Source organism: Streptomyces triticisoli (genome assembly GCF_003270085.1).
GTDB lineage: Bacteria > Actinomycetota > Actinomycetes > Streptomycetales > Streptomycetaceae > Streptomyces > Streptomyces triticisoli.
Map to the genome: position 1 here is coordinate 1 of NZ_QFDQ01000144.1, position 26,502 is coordinate 26,502.

Annotated in this window: 24 protein-coding genes; 14 read left to right on the forward strand and 10 right to left on the reverse strand. The window is 71.8% G+C overall.

Annotated features, from left to right (window positions below; all coding sequences use genetic code 11):
• From DEP02_RS19950 to DEP02_RS19980, 7 genes are all read right to left on the reverse strand, one after another.
• Positions 1-588 (reverse strand): TerD family protein (locus tag DEP02_RS19950; RefSeq protein ID WP_198668500.1); only part of this gene is annotated, 588 nt, incomplete at its 3' end.
• An 82-nt stretch (positions 589-670) separates the two neighbouring features.
• Positions 671-1,660, reverse strand: coding sequence for a zinc-dependent alcohol dehydrogenase family protein (locus DEP02_RS19955; RefSeq protein ID WP_112469050.1), 990 nt, complete (start codon positions 1,658-1,660; stop codon positions 671-673).
• Positions 1,657-2,523, reverse strand: coding sequence for a carbohydrate ABC transporter permease (locus DEP02_RS19960; protein WP_112469051.1), 867 nt, complete (start codon positions 2,521-2,523; stop codon positions 1,657-1,659). The genes DEP02_RS19955 and DEP02_RS19960 overlap by 4 nt, the downstream gene beginning before the upstream one ends.
• Positions 2,523-3,467 carry a carbohydrate ABC transporter permease gene (locus DEP02_RS19965; RefSeq protein WP_112469052.1) on the reverse strand — a complete coding sequence of 315 codons (945 nt, stop codon included), beginning with the start codon at positions 3,465-3,467 and terminating at the stop codon, positions 2,523-2,525. Before DEP02_RS19965 ends, DEP02_RS19960 begins: the two co-directional genes overlap by 1 nt.
• A complete protein-coding gene (locus tag DEP02_RS19970) occupies positions 3,464-4,834 on the reverse strand; it encodes an ABC transporter substrate-binding protein (RefSeq protein WP_112469053.1) in 1,371 nt (456 codons plus the stop codon). Before DEP02_RS19970 ends, DEP02_RS19965 begins: the two co-directional genes overlap by 4 nt.
• A 116-nt stretch (positions 4,835-4,950) precedes the next feature.
• On the reverse strand, positions 4,951-5,721 hold the full coding sequence (locus DEP02_RS19975) for a DeoR/GlpR family DNA-binding transcription regulator (RefSeq protein ID WP_112469054.1): 771 nt from the start codon (positions 5,719-5,721) through the stop codon (positions 4,951-4,953).
• 355 nt (positions 5,722-6,076) lie between these two features.
• The gene (locus DEP02_RS19980; protein WP_112469055.1) at positions 6,077-6,886 is read right to left on the reverse strand and encodes an NAD-dependent epimerase/dehydratase family protein; all 810 of its coding nucleotides are present in this window, start codon (positions 6,884-6,886) and stop codon (positions 6,077-6,079) included.
• Positions 6,887-7,179: 293 nt separating this feature from the next.
• On the opposite strand from DEP02_RS19980, the gene DEP02_RS19985 reads away from it, so the two are divergent.
• Together DEP02_RS19985 and DEP02_RS19990 are read left to right on the forward strand one after the other, a co-directional pair.
• Positions 7,180-8,121, forward strand: a complete 942-nt coding sequence (locus tag DEP02_RS19985; RefSeq protein ID WP_112469056.1) for a 5-dehydro-4-deoxyglucarate dehydratase — start codon at positions 7,180-7,182, stop codon at positions 8,119-8,121.
• The gene (locus DEP02_RS19990; protein WP_112469057.1) at positions 8,118-9,281 is read left to right on the forward strand and encodes a hypothetical protein; all 1,164 of its coding nucleotides are present in this window, start codon (positions 8,118-8,120) and stop codon (positions 9,279-9,281) included. Before DEP02_RS19985 ends, DEP02_RS19990 begins: the two co-directional genes overlap by 4 nt.
• Here the strand turns inward: DEP02_RS19990 and DEP02_RS19995 are convergent.
• Positions 9,218-10,453, reverse strand: a complete 1,236-nt coding sequence (locus tag DEP02_RS19995; protein WP_112469058.1) for an MFS transporter — start codon at positions 10,451-10,453, stop codon at positions 9,218-9,220. The genes DEP02_RS19990 and DEP02_RS19995 overlap by 64 nt on opposite strands.
• Before the next feature lie 213 nt (positions 10,454-10,666).
• Between DEP02_RS19995 and DEP02_RS20000 the strand changes: the two genes are divergently transcribed.
• The 12 genes from DEP02_RS20000 to DEP02_RS20055 all read left to right on the forward strand — a co-directional run bounded on the left by DEP02_RS20000 (position 10,667) and on the right by DEP02_RS20055 (position 24,804).
• Positions 10,667-11,335, forward strand: coding sequence for a GntR family transcriptional regulator (locus tag DEP02_RS20000; protein ID WP_112469059.1), 669 nt, complete (start codon positions 10,667-10,669; stop codon positions 11,333-11,335).
• Positions 11,332-12,240, forward strand: a complete 909-nt coding sequence (locus DEP02_RS20005) for a dihydrodipicolinate synthase family protein (RefSeq protein WP_112469060.1) — start codon at positions 11,332-11,334, stop codon at positions 12,238-12,240. Before DEP02_RS20000 ends, DEP02_RS20005 begins: the two co-directional genes overlap by 4 nt.
• Positions 12,237-13,967 carry an L-arabinonate dehydratase gene (gene araD, locus DEP02_RS20010; protein WP_112469071.1) on the forward strand — a complete coding sequence of 577 codons (1,731 nt, stop codon included), beginning with the start codon at positions 12,237-12,239 and terminating at the stop codon, positions 13,965-13,967. The genes DEP02_RS20005 and araD overlap by 4 nt, the downstream gene beginning before the upstream one ends.
• A gap of 314 nt (positions 13,968-14,281) precedes the next feature.
• Complete coding sequence (locus DEP02_RS20015) at positions 14,282-15,214, forward strand: carbohydrate ABC transporter permease (protein ID WP_112469061.1); 933 nt, start codon at positions 14,282-14,284, stop codon at positions 15,212-15,214.
• Positions 15,211-16,095 (forward strand): carbohydrate ABC transporter permease, encoded by an 885-nt coding sequence (locus DEP02_RS20020; protein WP_112469062.1) that lies wholly within the window; start codon positions 15,211-15,213, stop codon positions 16,093-16,095. The genes DEP02_RS20015 and DEP02_RS20020 overlap by 4 nt, the downstream gene beginning before the upstream one ends.
• Positions 16,092-17,243 carry a Gfo/Idh/MocA family protein gene (locus DEP02_RS20025; RefSeq protein ID WP_112469063.1) on the forward strand — a complete coding sequence of 384 codons (1,152 nt, stop codon included), beginning with the start codon at positions 16,092-16,094 and terminating at the stop codon, positions 17,241-17,243. The genes DEP02_RS20020 and DEP02_RS20025 overlap by 4 nt, the downstream gene beginning before the upstream one ends.
• Complete coding sequence (locus DEP02_RS20030) at positions 17,240-18,085, forward strand: DUF6807 domain-containing protein (RefSeq protein WP_112469064.1); 846 nt, start codon at positions 17,240-17,242, stop codon at positions 18,083-18,085. The genes DEP02_RS20025 and DEP02_RS20030 overlap by 4 nt, the downstream gene beginning before the upstream one ends.
• Positions 18,082-19,611, forward strand: a complete 1,530-nt coding sequence (locus DEP02_RS20035) for a glycoside hydrolase family 43 protein (RefSeq protein ID WP_112469065.1) — start codon at positions 18,082-18,084, stop codon at positions 19,609-19,611. Before DEP02_RS20030 ends, DEP02_RS20035 begins: the two co-directional genes overlap by 4 nt.
• 148 nt (positions 19,612-19,759) lie before the next feature.
• The gene (locus DEP02_RS20040; protein WP_112469066.1) at positions 19,760-21,100 is read left to right on the forward strand and encodes an ABC transporter substrate-binding protein; all 1,341 of its coding nucleotides are present in this window, start codon (positions 19,760-19,762) and stop codon (positions 21,098-21,100) included.
• A gap of 154 nt (positions 21,101-21,254) precedes the next feature.
• Positions 21,255-22,544 (forward strand): pectate lyase family protein, encoded by a 1,290-nt coding sequence (locus tag DEP02_RS20045; protein ID WP_112469067.1) that lies wholly within the window; start codon positions 21,255-21,257, stop codon positions 22,542-22,544.
• A gap of 86 nt (positions 22,545-22,630) precedes the next feature.
• The gene (locus DEP02_RS20050) at positions 22,631-23,737 is read left to right on the forward strand and encodes a pectinesterase family protein (protein ID WP_112469068.1); all 1,107 of its coding nucleotides are present in this window, start codon (positions 22,631-22,633) and stop codon (positions 23,735-23,737) included.
• Positions 23,734-24,804: a dienelactone hydrolase family protein gene (locus DEP02_RS20055; protein ID WP_112469069.1), complete on the forward strand. Its 1,071-nt coding sequence runs from the start codon at positions 23,734-23,736 to the stop codon at positions 24,802-24,804. Before DEP02_RS20050 ends, DEP02_RS20055 begins: the two co-directional genes overlap by 4 nt.
• 200 nt (positions 24,805-25,004) lie before the next feature.
• Here DEP02_RS20055 and DEP02_RS20060 read toward each other — a convergent pair whose 3' ends face one another.
• Positions 25,005-25,835, reverse strand: a complete 831-nt coding sequence (locus DEP02_RS20060; protein WP_112469070.1) for a pectate lyase — start codon at positions 25,833-25,835, stop codon at positions 25,005-25,007.
• A gap of 83 nt (positions 25,836-25,918) precedes the next feature.
• On the reverse strand, positions 25,919-26,502 hold a 584-nt coding region (locus DEP02_RS20065; protein WP_232839200.1), incomplete at its 5' end, for a hypothetical protein.

Consider the following 26,502-nt stretch of genomic DNA (forward strand, 5'->3'; position numbering starts at 1 on the left):
CTGCATGGCGGGCGGCGGCGGAGCCATGGGCTGCGGCGGGGTGCCCGGGTGCGGCGGGGCGACCGGCTGGGCCGGAGCGGCCGGGGCGGGCGCCGGCTCCTCCACCGTCACGCCGAAGTCGGTCGCGATGCCCGCGAGCCCGTTGGCGTACCCCTGGCCGACGGCCCGCGCCTTCCACTGGCCGCCCCGGAGATAGATCTCCATCACCACCAGCGCCGTCTCGGTGCCGAGCCGCGGCGGGGTGAACGTGGCCAGCACCGAGCCGTCGTCCGCGTTGCGCAGGGTGGCCGTGGGCTCGATGCCCTGGAACGTCTGCCCGGCGGCGTCCGGGCTGGCGGTGACCACGATCTTCTCGATGTCCGCCGGCACGGTGGTGGTGTCCACGGTGATCGCGTCGGGCGTCGTACCGCCGCCCGAGCGGTACGTCACGCCCGGCCCGGACGGCTGGTTGTAGAAGATGAAGTCGTCGTCCGAGCGCACCTTGCCCGCGCCCGTGAGCAGCAGGCCCGACACGTCGAGCCGCACCGGAGCGGCGACGTCCACCGTCACGCGCGCGGCGGCCAGAGGGATGTTCGAGCCGGGGGTCATAACTGTCATGTGGGAGGTAACGAGCGAGAACGCTTTACCGTTCCCTTACCTGCCGAACGGGTGACACCCCCCGGCCGGTCCTCTAGGGGACCACGACGATCTTCCGTCCCACCCCCGAGGCGAACTGCTCCAGCGCCTGGGGGTAGCGCTCCAGCGGAATCCGGTCGCTGATGAGCACCTCCGGGTCCAGCACCCCGTTCGCGAACAGCTCCGCCGCCCGCTCGAAGCTGTGCAGCACCGCCATCGAGCCGGTGATGGTGATCTCATGGTTGTAGATGCGGTACGGGTCGATCGTCACGCGCGTCGCGTAGTCGGCCACCCCGAACTGCAGGAACGTTCCCGCCTTGGCCACCCGGTCCAGGCCGTCCTGGATCGCCGCCGCGTTGCCCGTGGCGTCGACGACCAGGTCCCAGCCCTGCGGGCGGTCCAGCTCGTCCGCGTTCGTGGCGGAGGAGGAGACGCCCAGCCGGACGGCCGTCTCCAGGCGGGCCGGATTCACGTCCACCATGTCCACGCTCGCCGCACCCGTGCGCTTGGCCAGTTCCAGCATCATCAGGCCCATGGTCCCCGACCCGTAGATCAGCACGTGGGAGCCGAGGCGCGACCGCAGCACGTCGTAGCCGCGGACCGCGCAGGACAGGGGCTCGATCAGGGCCGCGTCCTGGGTGCGGACGTGCTCGGGGAGCCTGACGCAGTTCGCCACCGGCGCCACCGCGTACTGCGCCGCGCCGCCGGCCGCGGTGACGCCGATCGCCCCCCAGCGTTCGCACATGTTGTTGTGGCCGGTACGGCAGTAGCGGCACTCGTAGCAGTACAGGGAGGGGTCCACCGCGACCCGGTCGCCGACCGACACCTCCGTGACCCGGGTGCCGACGCCGACCACCTCGCCCGCGAACTCGTGGCCCGGCACGATGGGCAGCTCGGGAGCGAACTCGCCCTGCAGGATGTGCAGATCGGTGCCGCACAGCCCGCAGGCCGCGACCTCGACGACGACCTCGCGCGGCCCTGGCGTCGGGTCCGGGACCTCGGCGACGACGGCGCGGCCCACGGACTCGATGACGGCGGCCTTCATTTGACGGCTCCCAACGACAGGCCCTGGACGAGTTTGTCCTGGGCGGCGAACCCCGCGGCGAGCACCGGCAGGGAGATGACGAGCGACGCGGCGCACACCTTGGCCAGGAACAGGCCCTGGCTGGTGATGAAGGTGGTGAGGAAGACGGGGGCGGTCTCGGCGACCACGCCCGTGAGGACCCGTGCGAACATCAGCTCGTTCCAGCTGAAGATGAAGCAGATCAGGGCGGTCGCCGCGATGCCGGGCAGGGCGATCGGGGCGACCACGCGGCCCAGCACGGTCGGCAGCCGGGCGCCGTCGATCCGGGCGGCCTCGATGATCGCGACCGGGACCTCGGACAGGAACGACTGCATCATCCAGACCGCGATCGGCAGGTTCATGGCCGTGTAGAGGATGACCAGCGCCCAGATGTTGTCGAGCAGGCCGGTGTTCTTCGCGAACAGGTAGATCGGCAGCAGAGCGGCCACCAGGGGAAGCATCTTGGTGGACAGGAAGAAGAACAGGACGTCGGTCCACTTCTTCACCGGCCGGATGGACAGCGCGTACGCGGCGGGCAGCGCGAGGAGGAGGGTCAGCAGGGTGGAGACCAGCGAGGCGGTCATGGAGTTGATCAGCGAGGGCCAGGGGCTGGCACCGCCGGTCAGCCCGAAGAACTCGCGGTAGCCGTCCAGCGTCAGCGCGGCGGCCACGGACGGCGGGTTGGTCGCCGCGTCCGCCTCGGAGTGGAAGGACGTCAGCACCATCCAGAGGATGGGCAGCACGAACACGAGTCCGGCCAGCCAGGCGACGACGCCCAGGGCGGCCCCCCGGAACCTGCCGTGCGGCCGGCTCTGCCGCGGGGCGGTGGTGGCGACGGTGGCCATCAGCGGGACACCTCCTCACGGAACAGCGACGACACCACGCGCAGCGCGAAGGTCGCCAGGATGATCGAGCCGATCACGACGATGACGCCGGCCGCGGAGGCGAGGCCGTTCTCGTGCGCCTGGTAGAAGGTCTGGTAGATCGTGTACGGCAGGTTCGCGGTGCCCAGACCACCGGAGGTGAGGGTGAACACCGCGTCGAAGTTCTGCACGATGTAGACCGAGCCGAGCAGCACGCCGAGTTCGAGGTAGCGGCGCAGATGCGGCAGCGTGATGTGCGCGAACACCTGCCAGTCGCTCGCCCCGTCCATCCTGGCCGCCTCGACCAGTTGTGGGTCGCGGCTCTGCAGTCCGGCCAGCAGGATCAGCATCATGAACGGGGTCCACTGCCAGATCAGCGCGGCCTCCACCGCCAGCAGCGGCATCTCGGAGATCCAGTCCGGCTGGACCGCCCCGTCCCCGCCGATGGCGTGCAGGATGCCGTTGAACAGCCCGTACTCCGGGTTGAACAGCAAGTGCTTCCACATCAGCGCGGCGGCGATCGGCACCAGCAGGAACGGGGCGATGAGCAGGGTGCGCACGGCGGCCCGGCCGCGGAAGCGGCGGTCCAGCAGCAGCGCCAGCAGCAGGCCGAGCAGCAGGCTGACCAGCACCACGGTGACGGTCAGCAGGATGGTCGTCCACACCGACCCGCGCAGGTCGGGGCTGCTCAGCACCTCGCCGTAGTTGGCGAATCCGGCGAAGCGGCGGTCGTCGGGGTAGAGCGCGTTCCAGTCGAGGAACGAGAGCACCAGGGTGGCCACGAAGGGCAGCTGGGTGACGACGATCATGAAGACCAGCGCCGGCAGCAGGGGCGCCCGGGTGGCCCAGGCGCGCATGCGGTTCGGACGCCGGGCCGCCGGCCGTCCGGAGACGGCGGCGGCCCGGGCCGGGGTCGTCAAGGTCATGATTCCTCGTACTTCGCGGCGACGGCCTCGGCGAGCTTCTGGGCCTTCTTCAGCGCGCTGTCCACCGACTGGCGTCCGGCGATGGCGGAGCTGATCTCCTGGGAGACCTTGGTGCCCAGGTCGGTGAACTCGGGGATGCCGACGAACTGGATGCCGGGCGCGGGCCGGGGCTGCACGCCCGGGTCCTCGGGCTTGGCGTTCGCGATGGCGTCCCGGGTGACGTCCGCGAACGCGGCGGCCTCCTCGCGGTACTGCGGGATGTCATAGGTCGAGGCGCGCTTGCCGGCCGGCACGTTGGACCAGCCGACCTTCTCGCCGACGAGCTTCTCGTAGTCCTTGCCGGAGGCCCAGGAGATGAACTTCCAGGCGCTCTCGGTGTTCTTGGACGCCTTCTGGATGCCCCACGCCCAGGTGTAGAGCCAGCCCGAGCTGTCGGTCTTCTCGACCGGCGCCGGGACATATCCGATCCTGCCCTTGACCGGGGAGCCGTCGGCCTCCAGGGAGCCGGCTCCGGCGGTGGCGTCGTACCACATGGCCGTCTTGCCCTGGGTCATGTTGTTCAGGCACTCCGCGTAGCCGGACTGGGCGGCGCCGGCCTGGCCGTGCTCGCGGACCAGGTCGACGTAGAACCGCGTGGCCTCCTTGAACTCCTTGGAGTCCAGCCGTGCCGTCCAGTCCTTGTCGAACCAGGTGCCGCCGTAGGTGTTGACCACCGTGGTCAGCGGCGCCATGACCTCGCCCCAGCCGGGCAGTCCGCGCAGGCAGATGCCCTTCATGCCGGGCTCGGCGCCGTCGACCTCGGCGGCCAGGTCGGCGACCTGCTTCCAGGTGGGCTTGTCCGGCATGGTCAGGCCCTCCTTCTCCAGGACGTCCTTGCGGTACATCAGGAAGGAGGACTCGCCGTAGAACGGCTCGCCGTACAGCTTGCCGTCCGCCGCGGTGAGCGCCCGGGTCATCGGGGGGAGGATGTCGTCCTGGTCGAAGGCGGTGTCCTTCTCGACGTAGGAGTCCAGGGAGTGCAGCCACCCGTTCTTGGCGTAGATCGGGATCTCGTAGTTGCTCAGGGTGGCGACGTCGTACTGCCCGGCCTGGTTGGCGAAGTCCTGGCTGATCTTGTCGCGGACGTCGTTCTCCGGCAGGACGGTGAAGTTCACCTTGATGCCGGTGTCCTTGGTGAAGTGGGCGGCGGTCAGCTTCTGCAACTCCACCATCTGCGGGTTGTTCACCATCAGGACGTTGATGGAGCTGCCGCCGGAGGATCCTCCGGCCCCGCCGGCGCCCGAGCAGGCGGCGAGCGGAGTGATCAGCGTCCCTATCGCTGCCACGGCGAAGAGGGTCCGTGGCGAGCGTCGGCTCTGGGTTCGCATGGGGTACTCCAGAAGTTGTCAGTACTTATGGGCACTTGTGAGGAAGGAGGGCGCCCTACGGGGCGGGGTGGGGCGGTGGAAGGTGAGGTTCTTCGGGGAACCGGGCGGCGCGGCCGTCAGACCCGGACGACCTGTGGTCCGAGCAGGGAATAGCGGTGGGCCTCGGCGGCCGGGAGCAGCGTGCTCGTGACGATCGCCTCCAGCGAGCCGACCTCGGCGAACCGGCAGAAGCTGACCGCCCCGAACTTGGTGTGGACGCCGGCGAACACCACGCGCCGCGCGGACCGGACCGCCTGCGCCTTGACCTCGCCGACCGCCGGGTCGGGCGTGGTCAGACCGTGTTCGCGGGAGATGCCGTTGGCGCCGATGAACGCCAGGTCGATGACGAAACCGGAGAGCATCCTCGTCGTCCAGTGGTCCACGGTGGCGAGGGTGCCGGAGCGGACCCGGCCACCGAGCAGCAGCACGGAGACGGTGCCGGTCCCGGCGAGCGCGCCCGCGACCGGCAGGGAGGCGGTGACCACGGTCAGCGGCCGGTCCCGGGGCAGGGCCTCGGCGATGAGCTGCGGGGTGAAGCCCTCGTCGACGAAGACCGTCTCGGCGTCCCCGAGCAGTCCGGCGGCGGCGGCCGACACCCGGCGCTTCTCGGGTACGTGGCTGGTGGCGCGGAAGGCGAGGGTCGTCTCGAAGCCGGCGCTCTCCACGGGGTAGGCACCGCCGTGGGTGCGGCGCACCAGACCGTGGTCCTCCAGGGCGCGCAGATCCCGTCGTACGGTCTCCTTGGCCACGCCCAGGTCGGTGGCGAGCGCGGTGACGTCGACCGAGCCGGTGGCACGCGCCAACCGCACGATCTCGCGCTGGCGCTTCTCGGCCGTCCCGTGGCTCATGGGTCGACCACCTGCTTCCTGATCTCGCTGCCCGTTCGGGCCCGGTGCGGCCCTTGCAGGATGTTCTACAGCGGGTGCATGGTTCTGACCAGGCTTGTTATATGTTCGTTCCTGCCCGTTTGCGCCCGTTCGGTTTGGGCGGTGCCCGCCTCGGACCTGCACGGGAGCGACCCGGGGCGTGGGAGCGGGCGGCGCGGATGCTCGAATGCGGCGGCGGGCGGGCCCGTTCGGTGCCCGCCCGCCGGTACGAGCGTCGATTTCCCGCCGCGAGGCGCGCGGGGAGTGCGGGGAGTGCGGGGAGCGCGGGGAGTGCGGGGAGCGCGGCCCCGCGGCCTGTCCTCCGTGCGGCGCCGCGTCAGTACGGCCAGAGGGGCGGGTCCGTCACGAAGGCGCCGCCGATGTAGGCCTGGGCCCTGTTCTCCGGGTCGAGCTCGCCCTGCTCGGCGATCAGCTTCCCGGCGTAACTCTCGGAGTCGTCCTGCGGCTCGTAGCCGAGCGCCCGCGCACTGGTCAGATCCAGCCACAGCCGGGTGTTGGCGGAGACGCCGTGGACGACGGTGTGGCCGACGTTCCCGGCGGTCAGGGCCGCGTGGAACAGGCGCGCGCCGTCGGCGGGGCTCATCCACAGCGAGAGCATCCGCACACTGGTCGGCTCCGGGAAGCAGGAGCCGATGCGCACCGAGACGGTCTCCAGGCCGTGCCTGTCCCAGTAGAGCTGGGCGAGGTCCTCACCGAAGGACTTGGACAGGCCGTAGAAGGTGTCCGGGCGGCGCGGGGTCTCGACCGGGACGGGCGGCTCGCCGGGGGCGGGGCGCGGGGTGTGGCCGACGGCGTGGTTGGAGGAGGCGAAGACGATCCGGCGGACGCCCTCCTCGCGGGCGGCCTCGTACAGGTGGTACGTGCCCTCGATGTTCGCCTTGAGGATTTTCTCGAAGGGGGCTTCCAGGGAGATGCCCGCGAGGTGGATGATCGCGTCGACGCCCCGTACGGCCTCGCGCAGCGCGTCCCGGTCGGCGAGGTCGGCGACGATCGCGTCCGGCTCGCCCTCGACCGGCCGCATGTCGAGGAGGCGCAGCTCGTAGCCGTAGTCGGGCAGCAGGCCCCGCATCAGGGTGCCGAGCCCGCCGGCGGCGCCGGTGAGCAGAACGGTGCGGGGAGCGGGCATCCTCGGTCTCCTTGTTCTCTGGCTTTCGCCGGGGCGTTCTCCGGCCTTCGGCCGGGCCGGGACCGCGTGCATGGACGCTATTCACATGCGTGGACACGCTATGAACAGCGGTCATGCCTCGTCAAGTGTGCCGTGAAGTGGTGAAATCCGCTGCCGCGTTGGCGGTTTGCGCGCTTGACCGGCCCGGACGGGGGACCTTAGCGTGGTCGCGTTCAGACATGTGGACATTGATCAGAAGCGTGCACTGCCGTGCATGTCTGTTCCCGTGTGCGCGCCTGCCCCAGGGAGAGCCCGTGACGTCAGCCCCTCTCGCCGAACGCCTCGGCCTCCCCAGCGGGCCGCTGTTCTTCCCCGTCACCGCCTGCGCGCCCGACGGCTCCGTCGACCTCGACATCCACCGCACCCACGTGCGCCGCGGGGTCGAGGCCGGGGCCGCCGCCGTGTTCGCCTGCTGCGGCACCGGGGAGTTCCACGCGCTCACCCCCGAGGAGTACGAGCGCTGCGTCCGCGCGGCCGTCGAGGTGACCCAGGGGCGAGTCCCGGTCGTCGCGGGGGTGGGATACGGCACCGCGCTCGCCGTGCGCTACGCGAGGCTCGCGCAGGAGGCCGGGGCGGACGGGCTGCTCGCCATGCCGCCCTACCTCGTGGTCGCCGGCCAGGAGGGGCTGCTGCGCCACTACCGCGAGGTGGCCGCCGCGACCGCCCTGCCGGTCGTCGTCTACCAGCGCGACAACGCGGTGTTCACCCCGTCCACGGTCGTCGAACTCGCCCGCACCGACGGGATCGTCGGCCTCAAGGACGGCCACGGCGACCTCGACCTCATGCAGCGCACCGTCAGCGCCGTACGCGGTGAAGTCCCCGGCGGCTTCCTGTACTTCAACGGCCTGCCGACCGCCGAACTCACCCAGCTCGCCTACCGCGGCATCGGCATCACCCTGTACTCCTCCGCCGTCTTCTGCTTCGCCCCCGAGATCGCCCTCGCCTTCCACAGGGCGCTCCGCGAGGGCGACGAGACCACCACACGGCGGCTCCTGGACGGCTTCTACCGCCCGTTCGTCGAACTGCGCGCCCAGGGGCGGGGGTACGCCGTCTCCCTGGTCAAGGCCGGGGTACGGTTGCGCGGTCTTGACGTGGGAGAGGTACGGCCACCGCTGCACGAACCGGCCGAGCCCCACGTCGAACAGCTCGCCCAGCTGATCGAACGCGGCTACGCGCTGCTCAAGGAGGACGCGTGAGGACCTCGGCCTTCGTCTACCCCTGGGACGTCAACGGCGACCCCGAGGCGCCGGGCCGCCTGGCCGCGCTCGGCGTACGGCAGGCGACGCTCGCCTCCGCCTACCACTCCACGCGCGCGCTGACCCCCCGTCACCCGCGCCACCGCGTGGTCACCGCCGAGCACGCGGCGGTCCTGTACCCGGCGGACGACCGCTGGGCGGGCCGGGCGCTGCGCCCGTACCCGTCCGGCGACTGGGCGCCCGGGGACGCGTACGGCGAGGCGGCGGCGGCCCTGGCGGAGGCCGGACTGGAGGTGCACACCTGGGTCGTCCTCGCGCACAACTCCCGCCTGGGCGCCGAGCATCCGGACACCTCCGTCGTCAACGCCTACGGCGACCGCTACCCGTGGGCACCGTGCATCGCCCAGCCCGCCACGCGCGCGTACCTGACCGACCTGGCCGCCGAGGCAGCGGTACGCCCCGGGGCGCGCGGCACCGAACTGGAGTCCCTCGGCTGGTACGGGCTCGCCCACCTGCACGCCCACGACAAGACCGGCGGGGTCGGCCTGGGGGAGGCCGGCCAGTACCTGATGTCCCTGTGCTTCTGCCCCGTCTGCCGCGCCGGCTACGCCGAAGCGGGCCTCGACCCCGACGAACTGGCGGACGCCGTACGCACCGCCCTGGAGCCGGTCTGGCAGGGGGCGCCCTCGAACGGCGGTTGGTCCGGCGTCGCGAAACTCCTCGGCGAGACGAAGGCGACGGCCACGCGCGCGTGGCGCGACACCACGGCCCGCACCCTGCAGGAGGCGGCGGTGGCGGCGGTCCGCGCGGCGGCCCCGCCCGGCTTCCAGGTCCTCCTGCACGCCGACCCGGCCTCCTACCACTGCGGCGCCAACGCCGGCGTCGACCCCGCCCACATCCTGTCCGTGGCGGACGGCGTGGTGGTCCCCTGCGCGGGCGGCCCCGACCTGCTGGCCCCGTTCGCCGCCCACACCCGCCCGGACACCGTCCTGGCCGCCAACTTCACGATCGTCTCCGGCATGGGCGGCAGCCCCGGCACCCTTGCCGAGGACGCCACTCGCGCGCGTGACCTCGGCGCGACGGAACTGCGGCTCTATCACGCCGGGTTGGCATCGGACGGCGACCTGACGGCGGCACGCTCGGCGCTGGCGGTGCTCTGAAGCAGGATCAGTGACGTCGCCAGCAGTCCCAGGCCCAGGAGGCTCAGGAGCAGGGGGAGGGTGACCGCGCCGACCAGGGCGGCTCCCACGCCCAGGCCGACGACGTTGGGGACGAAGACCAGGGTGTTGGCGGTGGCGGTCGTGCGGCCGAGCAGCCGCGCCGCTGTCTCGCGCTGTACGGCGGTGAGCGCGGCGATCAGTACGCAGGGCAGGCCCGCGCCGATCGCCGCGCTGCACATCAGGGCCACCAGGTCGGAGGGGATCGCGCGCAGGGCGACCCCGGCCGCCGTGAGGGCGATGCCGCAGGCCGCGAAGCGGCGGCCGCCCAGGCGGCGCAGGGCGGTGCCCGAGGCGAGGCCGGTCACGACCGACCCGGCGCCCTGGGCGGCGTACAGCACCCCGGTGTACGCGGGCGCCTGGCCGAGGGCGTCGACGACGGCGTGGACCAGCGCGCCGTTCAGGCCGGCGCACAGCATCGTGGCGCCGCCGGCCAGCACCAGCGGCCGCAGCCGCGGGTGGGACCACAGGTGGCGGGCACCCTCGGCGGTGTGCTCGCGCCAGGAGCCCTCGGTCCGGCGGGGCTTGTCCTCGCGGACGCGCAGCAGCGCGTACAGGACGGCGGCGAGCAGGAACGTGACCGCGTCGAGCAGGGCCACGCACGGGCCGCCGTACGCCGCGTACAGGCCGGCGCCCGCCAGCGGGGCCAGCAGTTTCATGCCCTCCGTCGCGGTCATGCGCAGCCCGTTGAAGTCGCCCAGCAGCTTCGGGCCGACGGCGGTGGCGACGAGCGCCGACTGCGCCGCGTCGTGCACGACGCCGGTCGCGCCGTAGAGGAACAGCACCGCGTACAGCAGCCAGAGGCGGCCGGGGGAGTCGAGGGTGAGGAGGGTGAGCACAAGCGCCGCCAGCAGCAGGTTCGCGCCGATCAGCAGAGGGCCGCGGCGGGTGCGGTCGGCAAGGCTGCCGAGGGGCGGGCCGGCCAGGGCCGGTGCCCACATCGCCAGCAGGCACAGCGCGGCCAACCCGTCCGAGCCGGTGAGGTCCTTGACCCACACGCCCGAGGCCAGCCACAGCGCCGAGGTGCCGAAGCCGGACACCACCACCGCGGCCAGACACAGCCCCGCCCGGCGGTCGCGCAGCACCCGTACCAGGGTCCACTCAATCGTCGTCATGCCTGTCGATCGTCGCCCTAAGGCCCCGCCTCGCGGATGAGGCGGATTCCGTACACACCGGACCGCCCGGGCCGGAATCCGCCGGAAGTCGTCCGGCATCCCAACTTTCTTCTGTCAGAAGCATTGACGAAACCTCAGGCCCCTCTTACCTTCATCGCGTCGTACTTCGTACGTCATATATGAGACGCGATATGTGAGATCCGAGAGGCGCGCATGACCTCTGTGCCCACGCCGATCCCCTCGCGCACGCAGGTCGTGCTGGAAGGGATCAAGCACCGCATCCTCACCGGGCGGTTGACGCCCGGTCAGGCCCTGGTCGAGACCGAGCTCGCCGCGCTGTTCGGGGTGTCCAAGACCCCGGTGCGCGAGGCGCTGAAGACCCTGGCCGGGACCGGACTGGTCGTGATGAACCAGTACAAGGGCGTCACGGTGCGCGAGGTGGACGCGGACATGGCGCGTGAGGTCTACGACGTGCGGCTGCTGCTGGAGCCGGAGGCGTTGAGGCGCTCGGTGCGCCGCGGCGCCTCCCTGGACGCCGCGCGCGACGCGCTGAAGCGGGCCGACGAGGCCGCGGACACCGCCGAACGCTCCCTCGCCAACCGAGAGTTCCACCGCGCCCTCTACCTGCCCTGCGGCAACCCGCTGCTGGGCCGGATGCTGGACGAGGTCCGCGACCAGGCGGCCCTCGTCTCCGCCGTCGCCTGGTCCGCCGACCCCTCCTGGGAGCGGGAGGCCTCCGAGCACCGGGAGATCCTGCGGCTCGCCCTGGAGGGCGACGCCGACGGCGCGGCGGCCGCCCTCCACTCGCATATCGCGTCGTTCGTGCAACGGGCCTATCCGCACGTGGAGTCGACGGCCCAGGGAGAGGACGGTCAGGCATGACAACGACGTTCGAGACCCAGCGGGCGGCCCTGGCCGACGTGGTGGCGATCCCGGTGACCCCGTTCACCGAGGACGGCACCGTCGACATCGCCACCTACCGGGCCCTGCTGCGTCGTCTGCTCGACGGCGGCGTCACCACCCTCACACCGAACGGCAACACCGGCGAGTTCTACGCCCTCGCCCCCGAGGAGCGGCAACTGGTCACCGAGGCGACCGTGGAGGAGGTCGGGGACCGGGCGAACATCCTGGTCGGCATCGGCCACGACGTGCCCACCGCCGTCGCCTCCGCCCGGCACGCCCGCGAGCTGGGCGTGCGGATGGTCATGGTCCACCAGCCCGTCCACCCCTACGTCTCCCAGGGCGGCTGGGTCGACTACCACCGCGAGATCGCCGAGGCCGTGCCCGAGCTGGGCGTCGTCCCCTACATCCGCAACGACCGGCTGTCCGGCGCCCGCCTGGCCGAACTCGCCGACGCCTGCCCCAACGTCATCGGCGTCAAGTACTCCGTCCCGGACGCCGCCCACTTCGCCGCCTACGCCCGGGACGCGGGCCTGGAGAGGTTCGTGTGGGTGGCCGGCCTCGCCGAGCCCTACGCACCCTCCTACTTCTCCGCCGGCGCCACCGGCTTCACCTCCGGCCTGGTCAACGTCGCCCCGGCGGTCTCCCGGAACATGCTCGAGTCGCTCAGATCCGGCGACTACCCGGCCGCGATGAAGGTCTGGGAGCAGATCCGCCGCTTCGAGGAGCTGCGCGGCGCCAACGGCTCGGCGAACAACGTCACCGTCGTCAAGGAGGGCCTGGCCGCGCTCGGCCTGTGCCGCCGCGACGTACGCCCGCCGAGCAAGCCGCTGCCCGAGAGCGAGCGCGCCGAGGTCGCCGCCATCGTCGCCGGGTGGTCCGCATGACCGGACGCAAACGCCCCGAGGAGCTGCGCAGCCACCAGTGGTACGGCACCGACGGCCTGCGCTCCTTCAGCCACCGCGCCCGCACCCGCCAGCTCGGCTACCTGCCCGAGGAGCACCTGGGCAAGCCGGTCGTCGCGGTCCTCAACACCTGGTCCGACATCAACCCCTGCCACGTCCACCTGCGCGACCGCGCCCAGGCGGTCAAGCGCGGGGTGTGGCAGGCGGGCGGCTTCCCGCTGGAGTTCCCGGTCTCCACCCTCAGCGAGACCTTCCAGAAGCCGACCCCGATGCTGTACCGCAACATGCTCGCCATGGAGACCGAGGAGCTGCTGCGCTCCTACCCGGTCGACGGCGCCGTGCTGCTGGGCGGCTGCGACAAGTCCACCCCCGCCCTCCTCATGGGCGCCGCCAGCGCCGACCTGCCCACCGTCTTCGTACCCGCCGGGCCCATGCTGCCCGGCCACTGGCGGGGCGAGGTCCTCGGCTCCGGCACCGACATGTGGAAGTACTGGGACGACAAGCGGGCCGGCCTCATCGGCGACTGCGAGATGACCGAGCTGGAAAGCGGCCTGGCCCGCTCGCCCGGCACCTGCATGACCATGGGCACGGCCTCCACGCTGACCGCCGCCGCCGAAGCCCTCGGCGTGACCGTCCCCGGCGCCTCCAGCATCCCCGCCGTGGACTCCGGACACGACCGGATGGCGGCCAGGGCGGGCCTGACGATCGTCGAACTGGTCCACAAGGACCGCAAGCTGAGCGACATCCTCACCCGCGAGGCCTTCGAGGACGCCGTCACCACGGTCCTCGGCCTCGGCGGCTCCACCAACGCGGTGATCCACCTGATCGCCATGGCCGGCCGCGCGGGCGTGAAGCTCACCCTCGACGACTTCGACCGCATCGCCCGCACGGTGCCCGTCCTCGCCAACGTCCGCCCCGGCGGCGAGAAGTACCTCATGGAGGACTTCCACTTCGCCGGCGGCCTGCCCGGCTTCCTCTCCCGCATCCCGGACCTGCTCCACCTGGACCGGCCCACGGTGTCGTACGACACCCTGCGCGAGCAGCTCGCCGGCGCGCAGGTGCACGACGACGACGTGATCCGGCCCCGCGACAACCCGGTCGCGTCCGAGGGCGGCGTGGCGGTCCTGCGCGGCAACCTCTGCCCGGACGGCGCCGTCATCAAGCACATCGCCGCCGAGCCGCACCTGCTCGAGCACACCGGGCCCGCGGTCGTCTTCGACGACTACCGGACCATGCAGCGCACCATCAACGACCCGTCGCTGAACATCACCGCCGACAGCGTGCTGGTGCTGCGGGGCGCCGGTCCCAAGGGCGGCCCCGGAATGCCCGAGTACGGCATGCTGCCGCTCCCCGACCACCTGCTCAGGCAGGGCGTGCGGGACATGGTGCGGATCTCCGACGCCCGGATGAGCGGCACGAGTTACGGCGCCTGTGTGCTGCACGTCGCTCCCGAGTCGTACGTCGGCGGACCGCTCGCGCTGGTGCGCACCGGCGACTCGATCACCCTCGACGTCGAGGCCCGCACCCTGAAGCTCCACGTGGACGACGAGGAGCTGGAGCGCCGCAGGGCCCGGTGGTCGCCGCCGCCCGAGCGGTACGAGCGCGGCTACGGCGCCCTGTACTCCGACCAGATCACCCAGGCCGACACCGGCTGCGACTTCGAGTTCCTGGCCCGGCCGGGGAAGGTGCCGGACCCGTACGCGGGCTGATTCCCGCAAGCCCTGTGCACCGACATCCCCGCCGGACCACCTGGGAAGCCCTTCGCCACGTGTACGTGGCAAGCGCTTACTGCACTTCTTGCGTCCGCCCACTGCGAACGGAGAAAGAGTCGTGACTCCACCCATCGCCTAAGCGGCGGGCTTCCAGCCCGAGGGCTGCGGTCCAGCCCGAACCGACTCCTGCTAGCGAGGCGTACGCACGCTACCACAGAGCGTCACGTGCATATCTGCGTCACTTCATGGCGCAGCAGCCGATTCGATCCACCCACCGGTTGAAGCCGGTGGTCTCCTCGAAAGGGACCCCGATGGCCCAAGCCGCAGCCGTGGCGAAACCGCCCGCGCCACCCCGGCGGCGCCGTGCCTCCGCCACGCCGCGCAGGCTCCCGTATCTGCTGATCGCCCCGGCCGCCCTGCTCATGCTGGGCTTCATCGCCTACCCGGTGCTCAGCGTCTTCTACTACAGCCTGCAGCACTACAACCCCACCAAGCCGTGGCGGAACGGCTACGCGGGCTTCGACAACTTCGTCCACGCCTTCACCCAGGACCCCCAGTTCTGGGACACGCTGCTCTTCAGCGCGAAGTGGGTCGTCGTCGAGGTCGGGCTGCAACTGCTCTTCGGACTGGCCCTCGCCCTGATCGTCAACCAGACCTTCGTGGGCCGCGGACTCGGCCGGGCGCTGGTGTTCTCCCCCTGGGCGGTCTCCGGCGTGCTGACCTCCGCGATCTGGGTGCTGCTCTACAACTCCCAGACGGGCATCACCCGTTACCTCGCCGACCTGGGCATCGGCTCCTACGGCACCAGCTGGCTGTCGGACACCTCCACGGTCTTCCCGGCGGCCGTGGTCGCCGACCTGTGGCGCGGGGTGCCCTTCTTCGCCATCCTCATCCTCGCCGACCTGCAGTCCGTCTCGAAGGACCTGTACGAGGCCGCGGAGGTCGACGGGGCGAGCCGCCTCAAGCAGTTCTGGCACATCACCCTGCCGCACCTGAAGGACGCCATCGTCCTGTCCACGCTGCTGCGCGCGGTATGGGAGTTCAACAACGTCGACCTGCTCTACACCCTGACCAACGGCGGACCGGCCGGCGTGACCACCACACTGCCGCTCTACGTCGCCAAGACCAGCGTCAACGGCCACAACTTCGGCTATGCGTCCGCCCTGACCACGGTGGCGTTCGTCATCCTGCTCTTCTTCTCGATCGTCTATCTGCGGCTGAGCAAGTTCGGAGGTGAGAAGTGATCACCGAGATCGCGCCCGCGCCCCAGCGCGTGGTGTCCGAGCCGGCCCGGCCGCGCGGCGGACGCCGCGCCTGGGACGAGGTCCCGCGCTGGCAGATCTACCTGCCGCTGTCCGTCTACCTGTTGTTTACCCTGATCCCCTTCTACTGGATCCTGCTGTTCGCCCTGCGCCCGGCCGGCTCCACCTCGCTCGTGCCCTGGCCGATGACGCTCGACCACTTCGAGAAGGTGTGGACCGAGCGGAGCTTCGGCCTCTACTTCCAGAACAGCGTGCTGGTCGGTCTCGCGACCCTGGTCCTCACCACGGTCGTCGCCCTGGCCGGCGGCTACGCGCTCGCCCGGTTCGACTTCCGGCTCAAGCGCGGCTTCATGCTGGCCCTGCTGTGCTCGCAGTTCGTGCCCGGCGCGCTGCTGCTGGTGCCGCTCTTCCAGATCTTCGCCGAGCTGTCGATGATCAACTCGCTCGGCAGTGTCATCCTCGCCGAGACCGTCTTCCAGCTGCCGCTGTCGATGATCCTGATCAGCGGCTTCATCAGGAACGTGCCGCCCTCCCTGGAGGAGGCCGCCTGGGTGGACGGCTGCAGCCGGTTCGCCGCCTTCCGGATCGTCGTCCTGCCGCTGCTGCGACCCGGGCTGATCGCCGTCGGTTCCTTCGCCTTCGTGCACGCCTGGAACCACTTCCTGTTCGCCCTGATGTTCCTCTCCGACCAGAGCAAGCAGACCATCCCCGTCGGCCTCAACACCCTGATGAACGCGGACAGCGTCGACCTGGGCGCCCTGGCCGCGGGCGGCATCGTCGCCGCCGTACCCGTGGTGATCGTGTTCGCCTTCATCCAGAAGTGGCTGATCACCGGTTTCAGCGCGGGGGCGGTGAAGGGATGACGACGACACCGTTCCCGGTCGTGCTGGCCGGCGCCCGCGGCCACGGCCGCTGGCACCTGGAGAACATCCGCCGCCTGCAGGACCTGGGCCTGGTACGGCTGGCCGGGATCTGCGAGCTGACCCCGCTCACCGAGGACGAGATCCCCGACGGGCTGGGCACCCCGAAGCAGTCCGCCGACCTCGGCGCCCTCCTGGACGCCACCGGCGCGCGGATCGCCGTGATCTGCACCCCCATCCCCACCCACACCGACCTGGCGCTCACCGCCGCCGAGCGGGGCGTGCACCTGCTGCTGGAGAAGCCGCCCGCCCCCTCCTACGCCGAGTTCCGCCGCATGGCCGACGGGGTCGCGCAGGCCGGCGTCGCCTGCCAGATCGGCTTCCAGTCGCTGGGCTCGCACGCGATGCCCGCGATCGGCAAGCTGATCGCGGAGGGCGTCATCGGCACGGTCACCGGGGCCGGCGGGGCCGGTCCCTGGGCGCGCGACGAGGCGTACTACACGCGGGCCCCCTGGGCGGGCCGGCGCCGCCTGAACGGCGTCGACGTGGTCGACGGGGTGCTCACCAACCCGCTCGCGCACGCCGTCGCCACCGCGCTGGCCCTGCTCGGCACCACCGGGGCCGAGGACGTCACCGGTGTCGAGACCGAGCTGTGGCGGGCCAACGACATCGAGGCCGACGACACCTCCTGCGTCCGCGTCACCACCCCCCGCGGCCCGGCCGTCGTCGCCGCGACCCTGTGCGCGGAGCGGCCCGACGAGCCGTACGTCCTGGTGCAGGGCAGCAGCGGCCGGATCACCCTCTGGTACAAGCAGGACCGCATGCTGCTGCAGCGCGCCGGCCACGGCCCCGAGGAGTTCCAGTACGGCCGCACCGACCTGCTGGAGAACCTGGTCGACCACCTCACCACCGGCGCCGGACTGCTGGTGCCGCCCGAGGCCACGGGCGCCTTCATGCGGGTCGTCGAGGCGATCCGCACCGCCCCCGACCCGAGCCCGCTGCCGGAGACGGCCTGGCGGCGGGACGACGGCGAGCGGCGCCGGATCGTGCCCGGCGTCGACGGGCTCGTCGCGGCCGCCGCCGACACCCTTTCCCTCTACTCCGAGCTGGGCGCCGCCTGGGCCCCGCCGAAGGAGGCGACCCTCGGATGACCTCGAACGACTCCCCGGTGCTGCGCGTCGCCGGCCGCCCGGTCGCCCGGTACGTCACCCGGCCCGAACTGCCCGGCCGGCTCTCCCCTCGCCCCTACCTGCACCCCGTCACCACCCTGGCCGGCACGGCGGTCACCGAGCTGGGCCCCGCCGACCACCCGCACCACCTCGGCGCCGGTGTCGCCGTTCCCGACGTCGAGGGGCACAACTTCTGGGGCGGGCGCACCTTCGTCCGCGACCGGGGCCCGACCGAACTGGACAACCATGGCGCCCAGCGGCACGCCGGCTTCCAGCTGCGCGACCCCGACGGGTTCGTGGAGGAACTGCGCTGGGTGGCCGCGGGCCGCGAACTGCTGCGCGAGCGCCGTACGGTGGCCGCCACCGGGCTCACCGGCGCCGCCTGGGCGCTGGACTTCACCTTCGCCCTGACCAACGTCACCCGGGAGCCGCTGTCGATCGGCAGCCCCGCCACCAACGGGCGCCCCGGCGCGGCCTACGGCGGCTTCTTCTGGCGGGCCCGCAAGGAGCAGGAGCCCCCGCTGGTGTTCACCGCCGACCGGGACGGCGAGGCGGAGGTCCACGGCACCCGCGCCGACTGGCTGGCGCTGGCCGGCAGCACCTGGACGCTGGTGTTCGCCGGGGCCACCGACGCCACCCGCCGCGACGCCTGGTTCGTGCGCGCCGAGGAGTACCCCGGGGTGGGCTCGTCGTTGGCGGCCGAGGACCGGCTCGCGGTCGCGCCGGGCGGGAGCGTCGTACGCCGGGTCGTCACCGTCGTCGCCGACGGCCGGCTGGGCCGGGACGAGGCGGGGGCGCTGGCCCGCAAGGCGGTGGTCCCATGAGCCCGTGGGGCGCCGGCCCCGACGACGGCACCTACCGCAACCCCGTCCTCGACGCCGACTGGTCCGACCCCGACGTCGTCCGTGTCGGCGACGACTTCTACCTGACCGCCTCCAGCTTCGGCCGGGTCCCCGGCCTGCCGCTGCTGCACTCGCGGGACCTGGTCAACTGGACCCTGGCCGGACACGCCCTCGAACGCCTCGAACCGGCCGAGGAGTTCGCCGCGCCGCGGCACGACCGCGGTGTCTGGGCGCCGTCGCTGAGGTATCACGACGACCGGTTCTGGATCTTCTGGGGCGACCCCGACCAGGGTGTCTTCCAGGTCAACGCCCCCGGGATCCGCGGCCCGTGGACCCGCCCGCACCTGGTCAAGGAGGGCAAGGGCCTGATCGACCCGTGCCCGCTGTGGGACGAGGAGACCGGCGAGGCCTACCTGGTGCACGCCTGGGCCAGGTCCCGCGCCGGCGTCAACAACCGGCTGACCGGCCACCGGATGCGTCCCGACGGGACCGGGCTGCTGGACGAGGGCAGGGTGATCGTCGACGGCGACCGCATCCCGGGCTGGTTCACCCTGGAGGGGCCCAAGCTGTACCGGCACGACGGCTGGTTCTGGATCCTGGCGCCCGCCGGGGGAGTGGAGACGGGCTGGCAGGGCGCCTTCCGCGCGCGGGACTTCTTCGGCCCCTACGAGGGGCGGGTCGTCCTGGAGCAGAAGGACACCGACGTCAACGGCCCCCACCAGGGCGGCTGGGTGCGCACCCCGTCCGGCGAGGACTGGTTCCTGCACTTCCAGCAGCGCGGGGCGTACGGCCGGGTGGTGCACCTGCAGCCGATGCGCTGGTCCGCGGACGGCTGGCCGGTGCTGGGCGAGGAGGGCGCCCCCGTCGCCGTGCACCGCAGACCCGCCCTGCCGCCGCAGCCGCCCGCCGCTCCCGCCACCGACGACGACTTCCCCGGCGGGCGCTTCGGCCGGCAGTGGCAGTGGACGGCCAATCCCCAGGAAGGGTGGGTCACCCGGCACTCCGGGGACGGGCTGCGGCCGGTCTGCGTCCGCTCGGCCGGCGCGCACGACCTGCGGAAGCTGCCGAACGTGCTCACCCAGCGGCTGCCCGGCAGGCCGGTGGCCGTCGAGGTCGACCTCGTCCTGCACGCCGGGGCCCCGGGGGCGCGGGCCGGGCTCGCCGTCCTCGGGGACGCCTACGGCTGGATCGGGCTGCAGCGGGGCACGGACGGGCAGGTCCACCTCGTGCACCGGTTCGCGGAGGCCGCCGCCGCCTCCGAGCGGGACGCCGGCCACCCCCGGCTCGCGCCCGACGGGCGGGCCCGGCTGCGTGTCGAGGCCGGCGCCGGGGCCCGCTGCCGGTTCCTCTCCGACACCGGCGACGGCTTCCGGCCCTCCGGTCAGGTCTTCGCCGCCACCCCGTGGCGCTGGGTCGGTGCCCTGCTCGGCCTGTTCGCCGCCGCCCCGGCCGGTCGGGGAGACGCCGGCGCCGCCGACTTCACCCGGTTCCGCATCACAGTTCTGTAACCCGTTCCGTCTCAAGGCCCATGGGGAGTCACTGTGGCACATCCTCATAGCAAGCGCTTACCCCGGATGTGCGCCCACGGCGGCAGCCTCGTCCTCGCCCCCCACAGCGTCACCTTCAGAGTTGGATCCAGAAGAAGAGAGCCGATCAATGAAGATCAACATCCGCAGAAGCAGGCGCGCCGCCCTGGCCGTCGCCCTGGGTTCCGTGCTCGCGCTGACCGCCACCGCGTGCGGTGACGACGGCAGCGGCTCGGGGAAGAGCAAGGGCGCCGAGGGTTCGGGCAAGGGCGAGATCACCTTCTGGGACAACAACGGCGGTGTGCGCACCGACATCTGGAAGCAGATCATCGCCGACTTCGAGAAGCAGCACCCGGACATCAAGGTCAACTACGTCGGCATCCCGGCCGCCAACGCCCAGTCCAAGTACGACACCGCCATCCAGGGCGGCGGCCTGCCCGACGTGGGCGGCGTGGGCACCGCGTTCCTCGCCGAGATCGCGGCCCAGGGCGCGCTGGAGCCGCTGGACGGCCGGCTGGAGAAGAGCTCGCTGAACGGCAAGCTGAGCGAGAACGTGCTCGGCACCAGCAAGGCGGCGGGCGGCGGCGACACCCTGTACCACGTGCCGACCTCCGTGAACAACGGCACGCTGTGGTACCGCACCGACCTGTTCAAGAAGGCCGGCCTGGACGAGCCGGCCACCTGGACCGCGTTCTACAAGGCCGCCGACAAGCTCACCAACGCGGGCAAGAACGAGTTCGGCTTCACCATCCGCGGCGGCGAGGGCTCCATCGCGCCGGCCCTGGACGCGATGTACGGGCAGACCGGCATCACCTCGTTCTGGGACGGTGACAAGACCACCGTCAACGACCCCAAGAACGTGGCGGCGCTGGAGAAGTACGTCGCGCTCTACAAGAAGAACACCCCGTCCGCCGACGTCAACAACGACTTCACCAAGATGGTCGCCCAGTGGGACAGCGGCACCATCGGCATGCTGAGCCACAACCTCGGCTCCTACCAGGACCACCTGAAGGCGCTGGGCAAGGACAATTTCCGGGGCCTGCCGAACCCCACGCTGGACGACGGCACCCGGGTGCAGGTGTCCAACCCGGTCGACGGTCTCGGCCTGTTCAAGGCGAGCAAGAACAAGGCGGCCGCCTGGAAGTTCATCGAGTTCGCCGCCTCGGCCGCGGAGAACTCCAAGTTCAACGAGTCCGCCGGGCAGGTGCCCGTCAACATCGACGCGGCCAAGGACGACTGGATCCAGCAGGCCGAGCCGACCAGGCTGGCCGCGCAGGCGCTGAACGGCGAGAACACGAAGATCGTGCAGCTGCCGTACTACCTGCCCGACTGGAACACCATCTCCAAGGCCGACAACGAGCCCAACTACCAGAAGGTGCTGCTCGGCAAGATGACCGCCAAGCAGTTCCTGGACACCCTCGCCGACCAGCTGAACAAGGCGCAGGCCGAGTGGAAGCAGAACCAGGGCTGACGCCGGTCTGAAAACGGACGGCCCGGGGTCTCGAGGTCGCTTCCGGGCCGCGGGCCGTCCGTGGCTGGGCGCGCGGTTCCCCGCGCCCCTTCTCGCTCCCCCCTGTTGAAAGAGGATCCGCACAGTGCGTACACAGAGATGTCATGGGCGTGTCATGACGGCGGCCGTGGGCTGCACCGCCCTCGTGCTCGCGGTCACCGGCACCGCCGCCGCGGCCCCCGGGCCCCACACCCCCGACACCGCCCGCCAGGTGCTCGGCGCCAAGGACGGCTGGGGTTCGTACGGCACCGGCACCACCGGCGGCGCGAAGGCCGACGCCGAGCACGTCCACACCGTCACCACCTGGGAGGGCTTCAAGGCCGCCCTCGCCGCGGGCGGCAGCGCACCCAAGATCATCAAGGTCAAGGGCACGATCGACGCCGACGGCCCGGGCTGCTCCGCCTTCGAGGCGCCCGGCTACGACTTCGACACCTACCTGAAGACCTACGCCCCCGAGACCTGGGGCCGCGACCGCGACCTGGACGCCGAGCCCGACGACAGCCCCGAGGGCCTGCGCCGCGCCTCCGCCGCCCAGCAGGACAAGTACATCAAGGCGAACGTCCCCGCCAACACCACCATCGTCGGCATCGGCAAGAACGCCGGCTTCAAGGGCGCCAGCCTCCAGATCAAGAACGTGGACAACGTCATCGTCCGCAACCTCACCCTGGAGAGCCCGCTGGACTGCTTCCCGCAGTGGGACCCCACCGACAGCGCCGACGGCAACTGGAACTCCGAGTACGACAGCGCGGTCATCACCGGCTCCACCCACGTGTGGATCGACCACAACACCTTCACCGACGGCGACCACCCCAACAGCACCCTGCCGCACTACTACGGCCGGATCTACGAGCAGCACGACGGCCAGCTGGACATCGTCAAGGGCGCCGACCACGTGACGGTCTCCTGGAACGTCTTCGAAGAGCACGACAAGACCATCCTCATCGGCAACAGCGACAGCGCCGCCACCGCCGCGATCGACCGCGGCCACCTGAAGGTCACCCTGCACCACAACCTGTTCAAGAACGTGATCGAGCGCGCCCCGCGCGTCCGCTTCGGACAGGTCGACTCCTACAACAACCACTACGTGGCGAACGCCGACTACGGCTACAGCCTCGGCATCGGCATGGAGTCCCAGCTCGTCGCCCAGCACAACGCGTTCACGCTGCCGCGCGCAGTCGCCGCGGGCAAGATCCTCAAGAAGTGGAAGGAGGCGCCGCTCACCGCCACCGACAACTACGTCAACGGCAAGCGCACCGACCTGATCGCCGTCCACAACGCCCAGTTCCCCGAGGAGATCCTCCAGTCGGGCGCGGGCTGGACCCCGACCCTGCGCACCCGGGTCGACAACCCCAAGGCCGTCCCCGGGATCGTCGACCACCAGGCGGGCGCCGGCCGCCTGCGCTGACGTCCCTTCCGAGCGGGCCGGGGCGCACCCTCAGCCCCGGCCCGCGACCACCCGCCGACCCTGCCGCACCGTGAAGGAGCACCCGCATGCCCCTGTCCAGAAGGGGAGTTCTGCTGGCCGGAGCAGCGCTCGGCCTCACGGCCACGCCCGCGCGGGCCGCCGCCCGGCCGCACCCGTTCGGCCGCCACGGCTCACCGGCCGCCCGCCGCACCCCGAAGACCCTGTACGTCGACCCGCACGGCCGCGGCGACTTCACCGGCGTACAGGCAGCGGTGAACGCCACCACCGGCGGCGGCTGGACCCTGGTCCTCGCGCCCGGCACCTACCGGGAGACGGTCGCCGTGGACGCGAGCCGGACCGACATGACCTGGATCGGCGCCGGCGGTGACGCCCGTGACGTGGTGATCGTGTACGACAACGCGGCCGGCACCCCCAAGCCCGACGGCGGCACTCTCGGCACCAGCGGATCGGCCACGGCCACCCTCCAGGCGGACGGCTTCACCGCCCACCGGATCACCTTCGCCAACGACTGGCTGCGCGCCGACCACCCCGGCGTCACCGGCACCCAGGCCGTCGCCGTCAAGGTGCAGGGCGACCGCTCGGTGTTCCGGCACTGCCGCTTCCTCGGCCACCAGGACACCCTGTACGCCGACTCCAGGGCCCTGACCTCCTTCGCCCGCCAGTACTACGCCCACTGCCACGTCGAGGGCGACGTCGACTTCGTCTTCGGCCGGGCGACGGCGGTGTTCGAGGACTGCCGCTTCCGCACCCTGAACCGCACCGACCTGGCGTCGGCACCGTACGGCTTCGTCTTCGCGCCCTCCACGGCCCTGGCCAACCCGCGCGGCTTCCTGGTCGTCCGCGGCCGGGTCACCGGCGAGGTCCCTGACGGCCACTACAAGCTCGCCCGCCCCTGGGTGCCCAGCTCGGACACGACCGCCCGCCCGATGCTGACCGTCCGGGACACCTGGCTCGGCCCCGGCATCGACGCGGTCGCGCCCTACACCAACATGTCGGACGCCCACCCGTGGCAGGAGCAGCGCTTCGCCGAGTACCGCAACACCGGCCCCGGCGCGCGGATCACCGTCCCCGCGAACCGGTCCCGGCTCACCCGGACCGAGGCCGCGTCCCACACCCCGGAGACCTTCCTCGGCGACTGGCGGCCCTGGACCCGGACGCGGGCCCCGCGATGACCCTCGTCCCCGGCCTGCCCGGCCTCCACCCGGCGCTCAAGGACGACCTGCGGTTCCCGCTCGCCTGGGGCACCTCGCCCGTGCGCGACTTCCCCGCGTGGCGGCGGGCGGCCCGGGCCAAGGTCGAGGAGCTGCTCGTCGTCCCCCGCCAGGACGGCACACCGTACGCGCCGGAATTCACGGACCGGTCCGAGGCCGACGGCTTCACGCGCGAGCTCGTGACCGTCTCCCTCACCCGCTACGCACGGGTCCGCGGTGCCCTGCTCACCCCGCGGGGCACCGGGCCCTTCCCGGCCGTGCTGCTGCTGCACGACCACGGCTCCCGGTTCGACATCGGGAAGGAGAAGGCCGTCCGTCCCTGGTACGACGACACCCGGCTCGCCTCCGCCCTGGAATGGGCCGACCGGTACTTCGACGGACGCTTCGTCGGGGACGAACTCGCCCGGCGCGGCCATGTGGTGCTGTGCCTGGACGCCCTCGGCTGGGGCGACCGCGGGCCCCTCGTCTACGAGCAGCAGCAGGCGCTGGCGAGCAACCTCTACAACCTCGGCTCCTCGCTCGCCGGGCTCCTGGCCCGCGAGGACCAGCGGGCTGCGGCCTTCCTGGCGGGACTGGACCGGGTGGACTCGCGCCGGATCGCCGCCGTCGGGTTCTCCATGGGCGGTTACCGCGCCTGGCAGGTCGCCGCCCTCAGCGACGACATCGCGGCCGCGGCGAGCGTGTGCTGGATGACGGGCCTGAAGGAGATGATGGTGCCCGGCAACAACACACTGCGCGGGCAGTCGGCGTTCCACATGCTCCACCCCGGGCTCTCCCGGCACCTCGACATCCCCGACGTGGCGAGCATCGCCGCACCCCGCCCGATGCTGTTCTTCCACGGTGAGCTCGACGCCCTGTTCCCCGCCGACGGGGTGCGGGTCGCGTACGACAAGCTGCGCGCCGTCTGGCGCTCGTGCCGGGCGGAGGAGCGGCTGCGGCTGAAGACGTGGCCGGGGACCGGTCACGTCTTCGACACCGTGATGCAGGACGAGGTCCACGCCTGGCTCGACTCCGTCCTGCGCGGCTGACCCGGTGACCGGGGCGACCGTGCCCCCGGACGTGGGCACGCCCTCGCCGGGCGCGTGCCCGGCGAGGGCGTACTGACGGCCGTCCGGATGGGGGTCCGGAGAGCCGGGGCCCGGTCGCCCGAGGGGGTTCGGGCGTCACCGGGACCGGGCCGCCGGGCGTCGAACCGGCGGCCCGGAGTCGGGTCACGGACTCGGAGAGGTCACTCGTAGGTGACGTCCGGGTCCGAGAACTTGCAGGACTTCCCGTCGGCGCCGGTACCGAGCTCCTTCGGCTCCTTGCCCGTGTTGTTGCCCTCGAAGCGGCTGCAGACCTTGATCTTCTTCTTGCTGTCGCCGTGGATGCGGATCTTCGACAGCGTGGCGGTGTCGCCGTAGTTGGAGTTGAGGCCGGCGATCATCTTGCCGGGCGCGGTCACGTCGATGTCCTCGAGGACGATCGTCCGCTTGTACTGCGTCCTGCAGTTGCCGCAGGAGCGCACCAGCTTGCCGAAGTCCTCGACCTGGAAGCCGCTCACGGTCAGCGTGCCCGCGCCGTTGAACTGCAGCACCTTGTCGTCGGCCTTCTTCGCGCCGCCGCCGACCACCTTGTACTGCGCCGACGACGAGGTGCCCTTGAAGGTGGCCGCGTCCTCGCCGACGTCCAGCCACCACACGTTCTGCAGCGTGCAACTGCCCGTGCAGTGGACGCCGTCCGCGGCCGGGGTGCCGATGATGACGTTCTTCAGCGTGGCGCCGTCCTTCAGCTTGAAGATCGGGCTCTGGTTCTCGGACTGGCCGTCGGTGCCGAGGGCGCCCTTGCCGTAGAACTTCCTCAGCCCGCCGTCGTAGGTGTCCGACACCTCGATCGTCGACGGGACCGCCGTGCTGCCCGTGGCCGCCGGCCAGGACGTGGCGGCGCCGGCGGAGGACAGCATCGTCGTGGTGACGATCGTCGCGCCGGTGATCCCGAGCGCGGCGGCCCCACCGATCACCGTGCGGCGCCGGGTGACCCGGCGGCGGTGGCGGACGCGCTGTTCGGCTCGTGCAGTCATGCTGATTCCTTGCGTGCGAGCGGGTACGTGCGTCTCCTGGTCGCCGCCGGTGCGGAAAGGGTTGCCGGGTCCGCCGAACTTTTTTACGAATTCCCGTCCGCTGTCGAGCCGTTGCCGCCGTGCACCGCGAAGTCACCGCCGACGGAGCGCGGTCGGCCCTGCGCGGTGGCCGTCGCCGAGTAGCTGTCGTGCCGCGCGTCCCGGCCGCCGCGGGCGTGGTCGTACTGGCCGGCGAACACCCACTGGCCCGCGGGGACGGTGCGGCCCGGCTTGAGCGTCCAGGTGTAGACGAGGAAGCCGTCCTTCTCCGCGACGGTGAGGGTGAAGTCGTCCTCGGGCAGCGACCGCCAGGCGCCGGTGGAGGACACCCCGCCGGTCTGGGCGACCTTCAGCCGGACCGTGAGCGCGGTGAGGTGCGCGGAGGTCTTCAGGGTGATGTTGCTCTGCGCCCAGAAGTCGTTGCTGTGCGGGTCCACCGAGCCGTCCGACCACAGCGGACCGTCCTGCTCGGGGACGCCGGCGCCGGCGGGCGGCCGTGCGGTGGCGGAGGCCGTGTCCCCGGGGAGCCGGGACGGGGACGTAGGGGGCTCCGCGGAGCCGTGGCCGGCGTCGGCGCCCGGCGTGGGGCCGGCCGGCGGGGCGGGCGTCCGGCTGGTCGCGTCCGGCG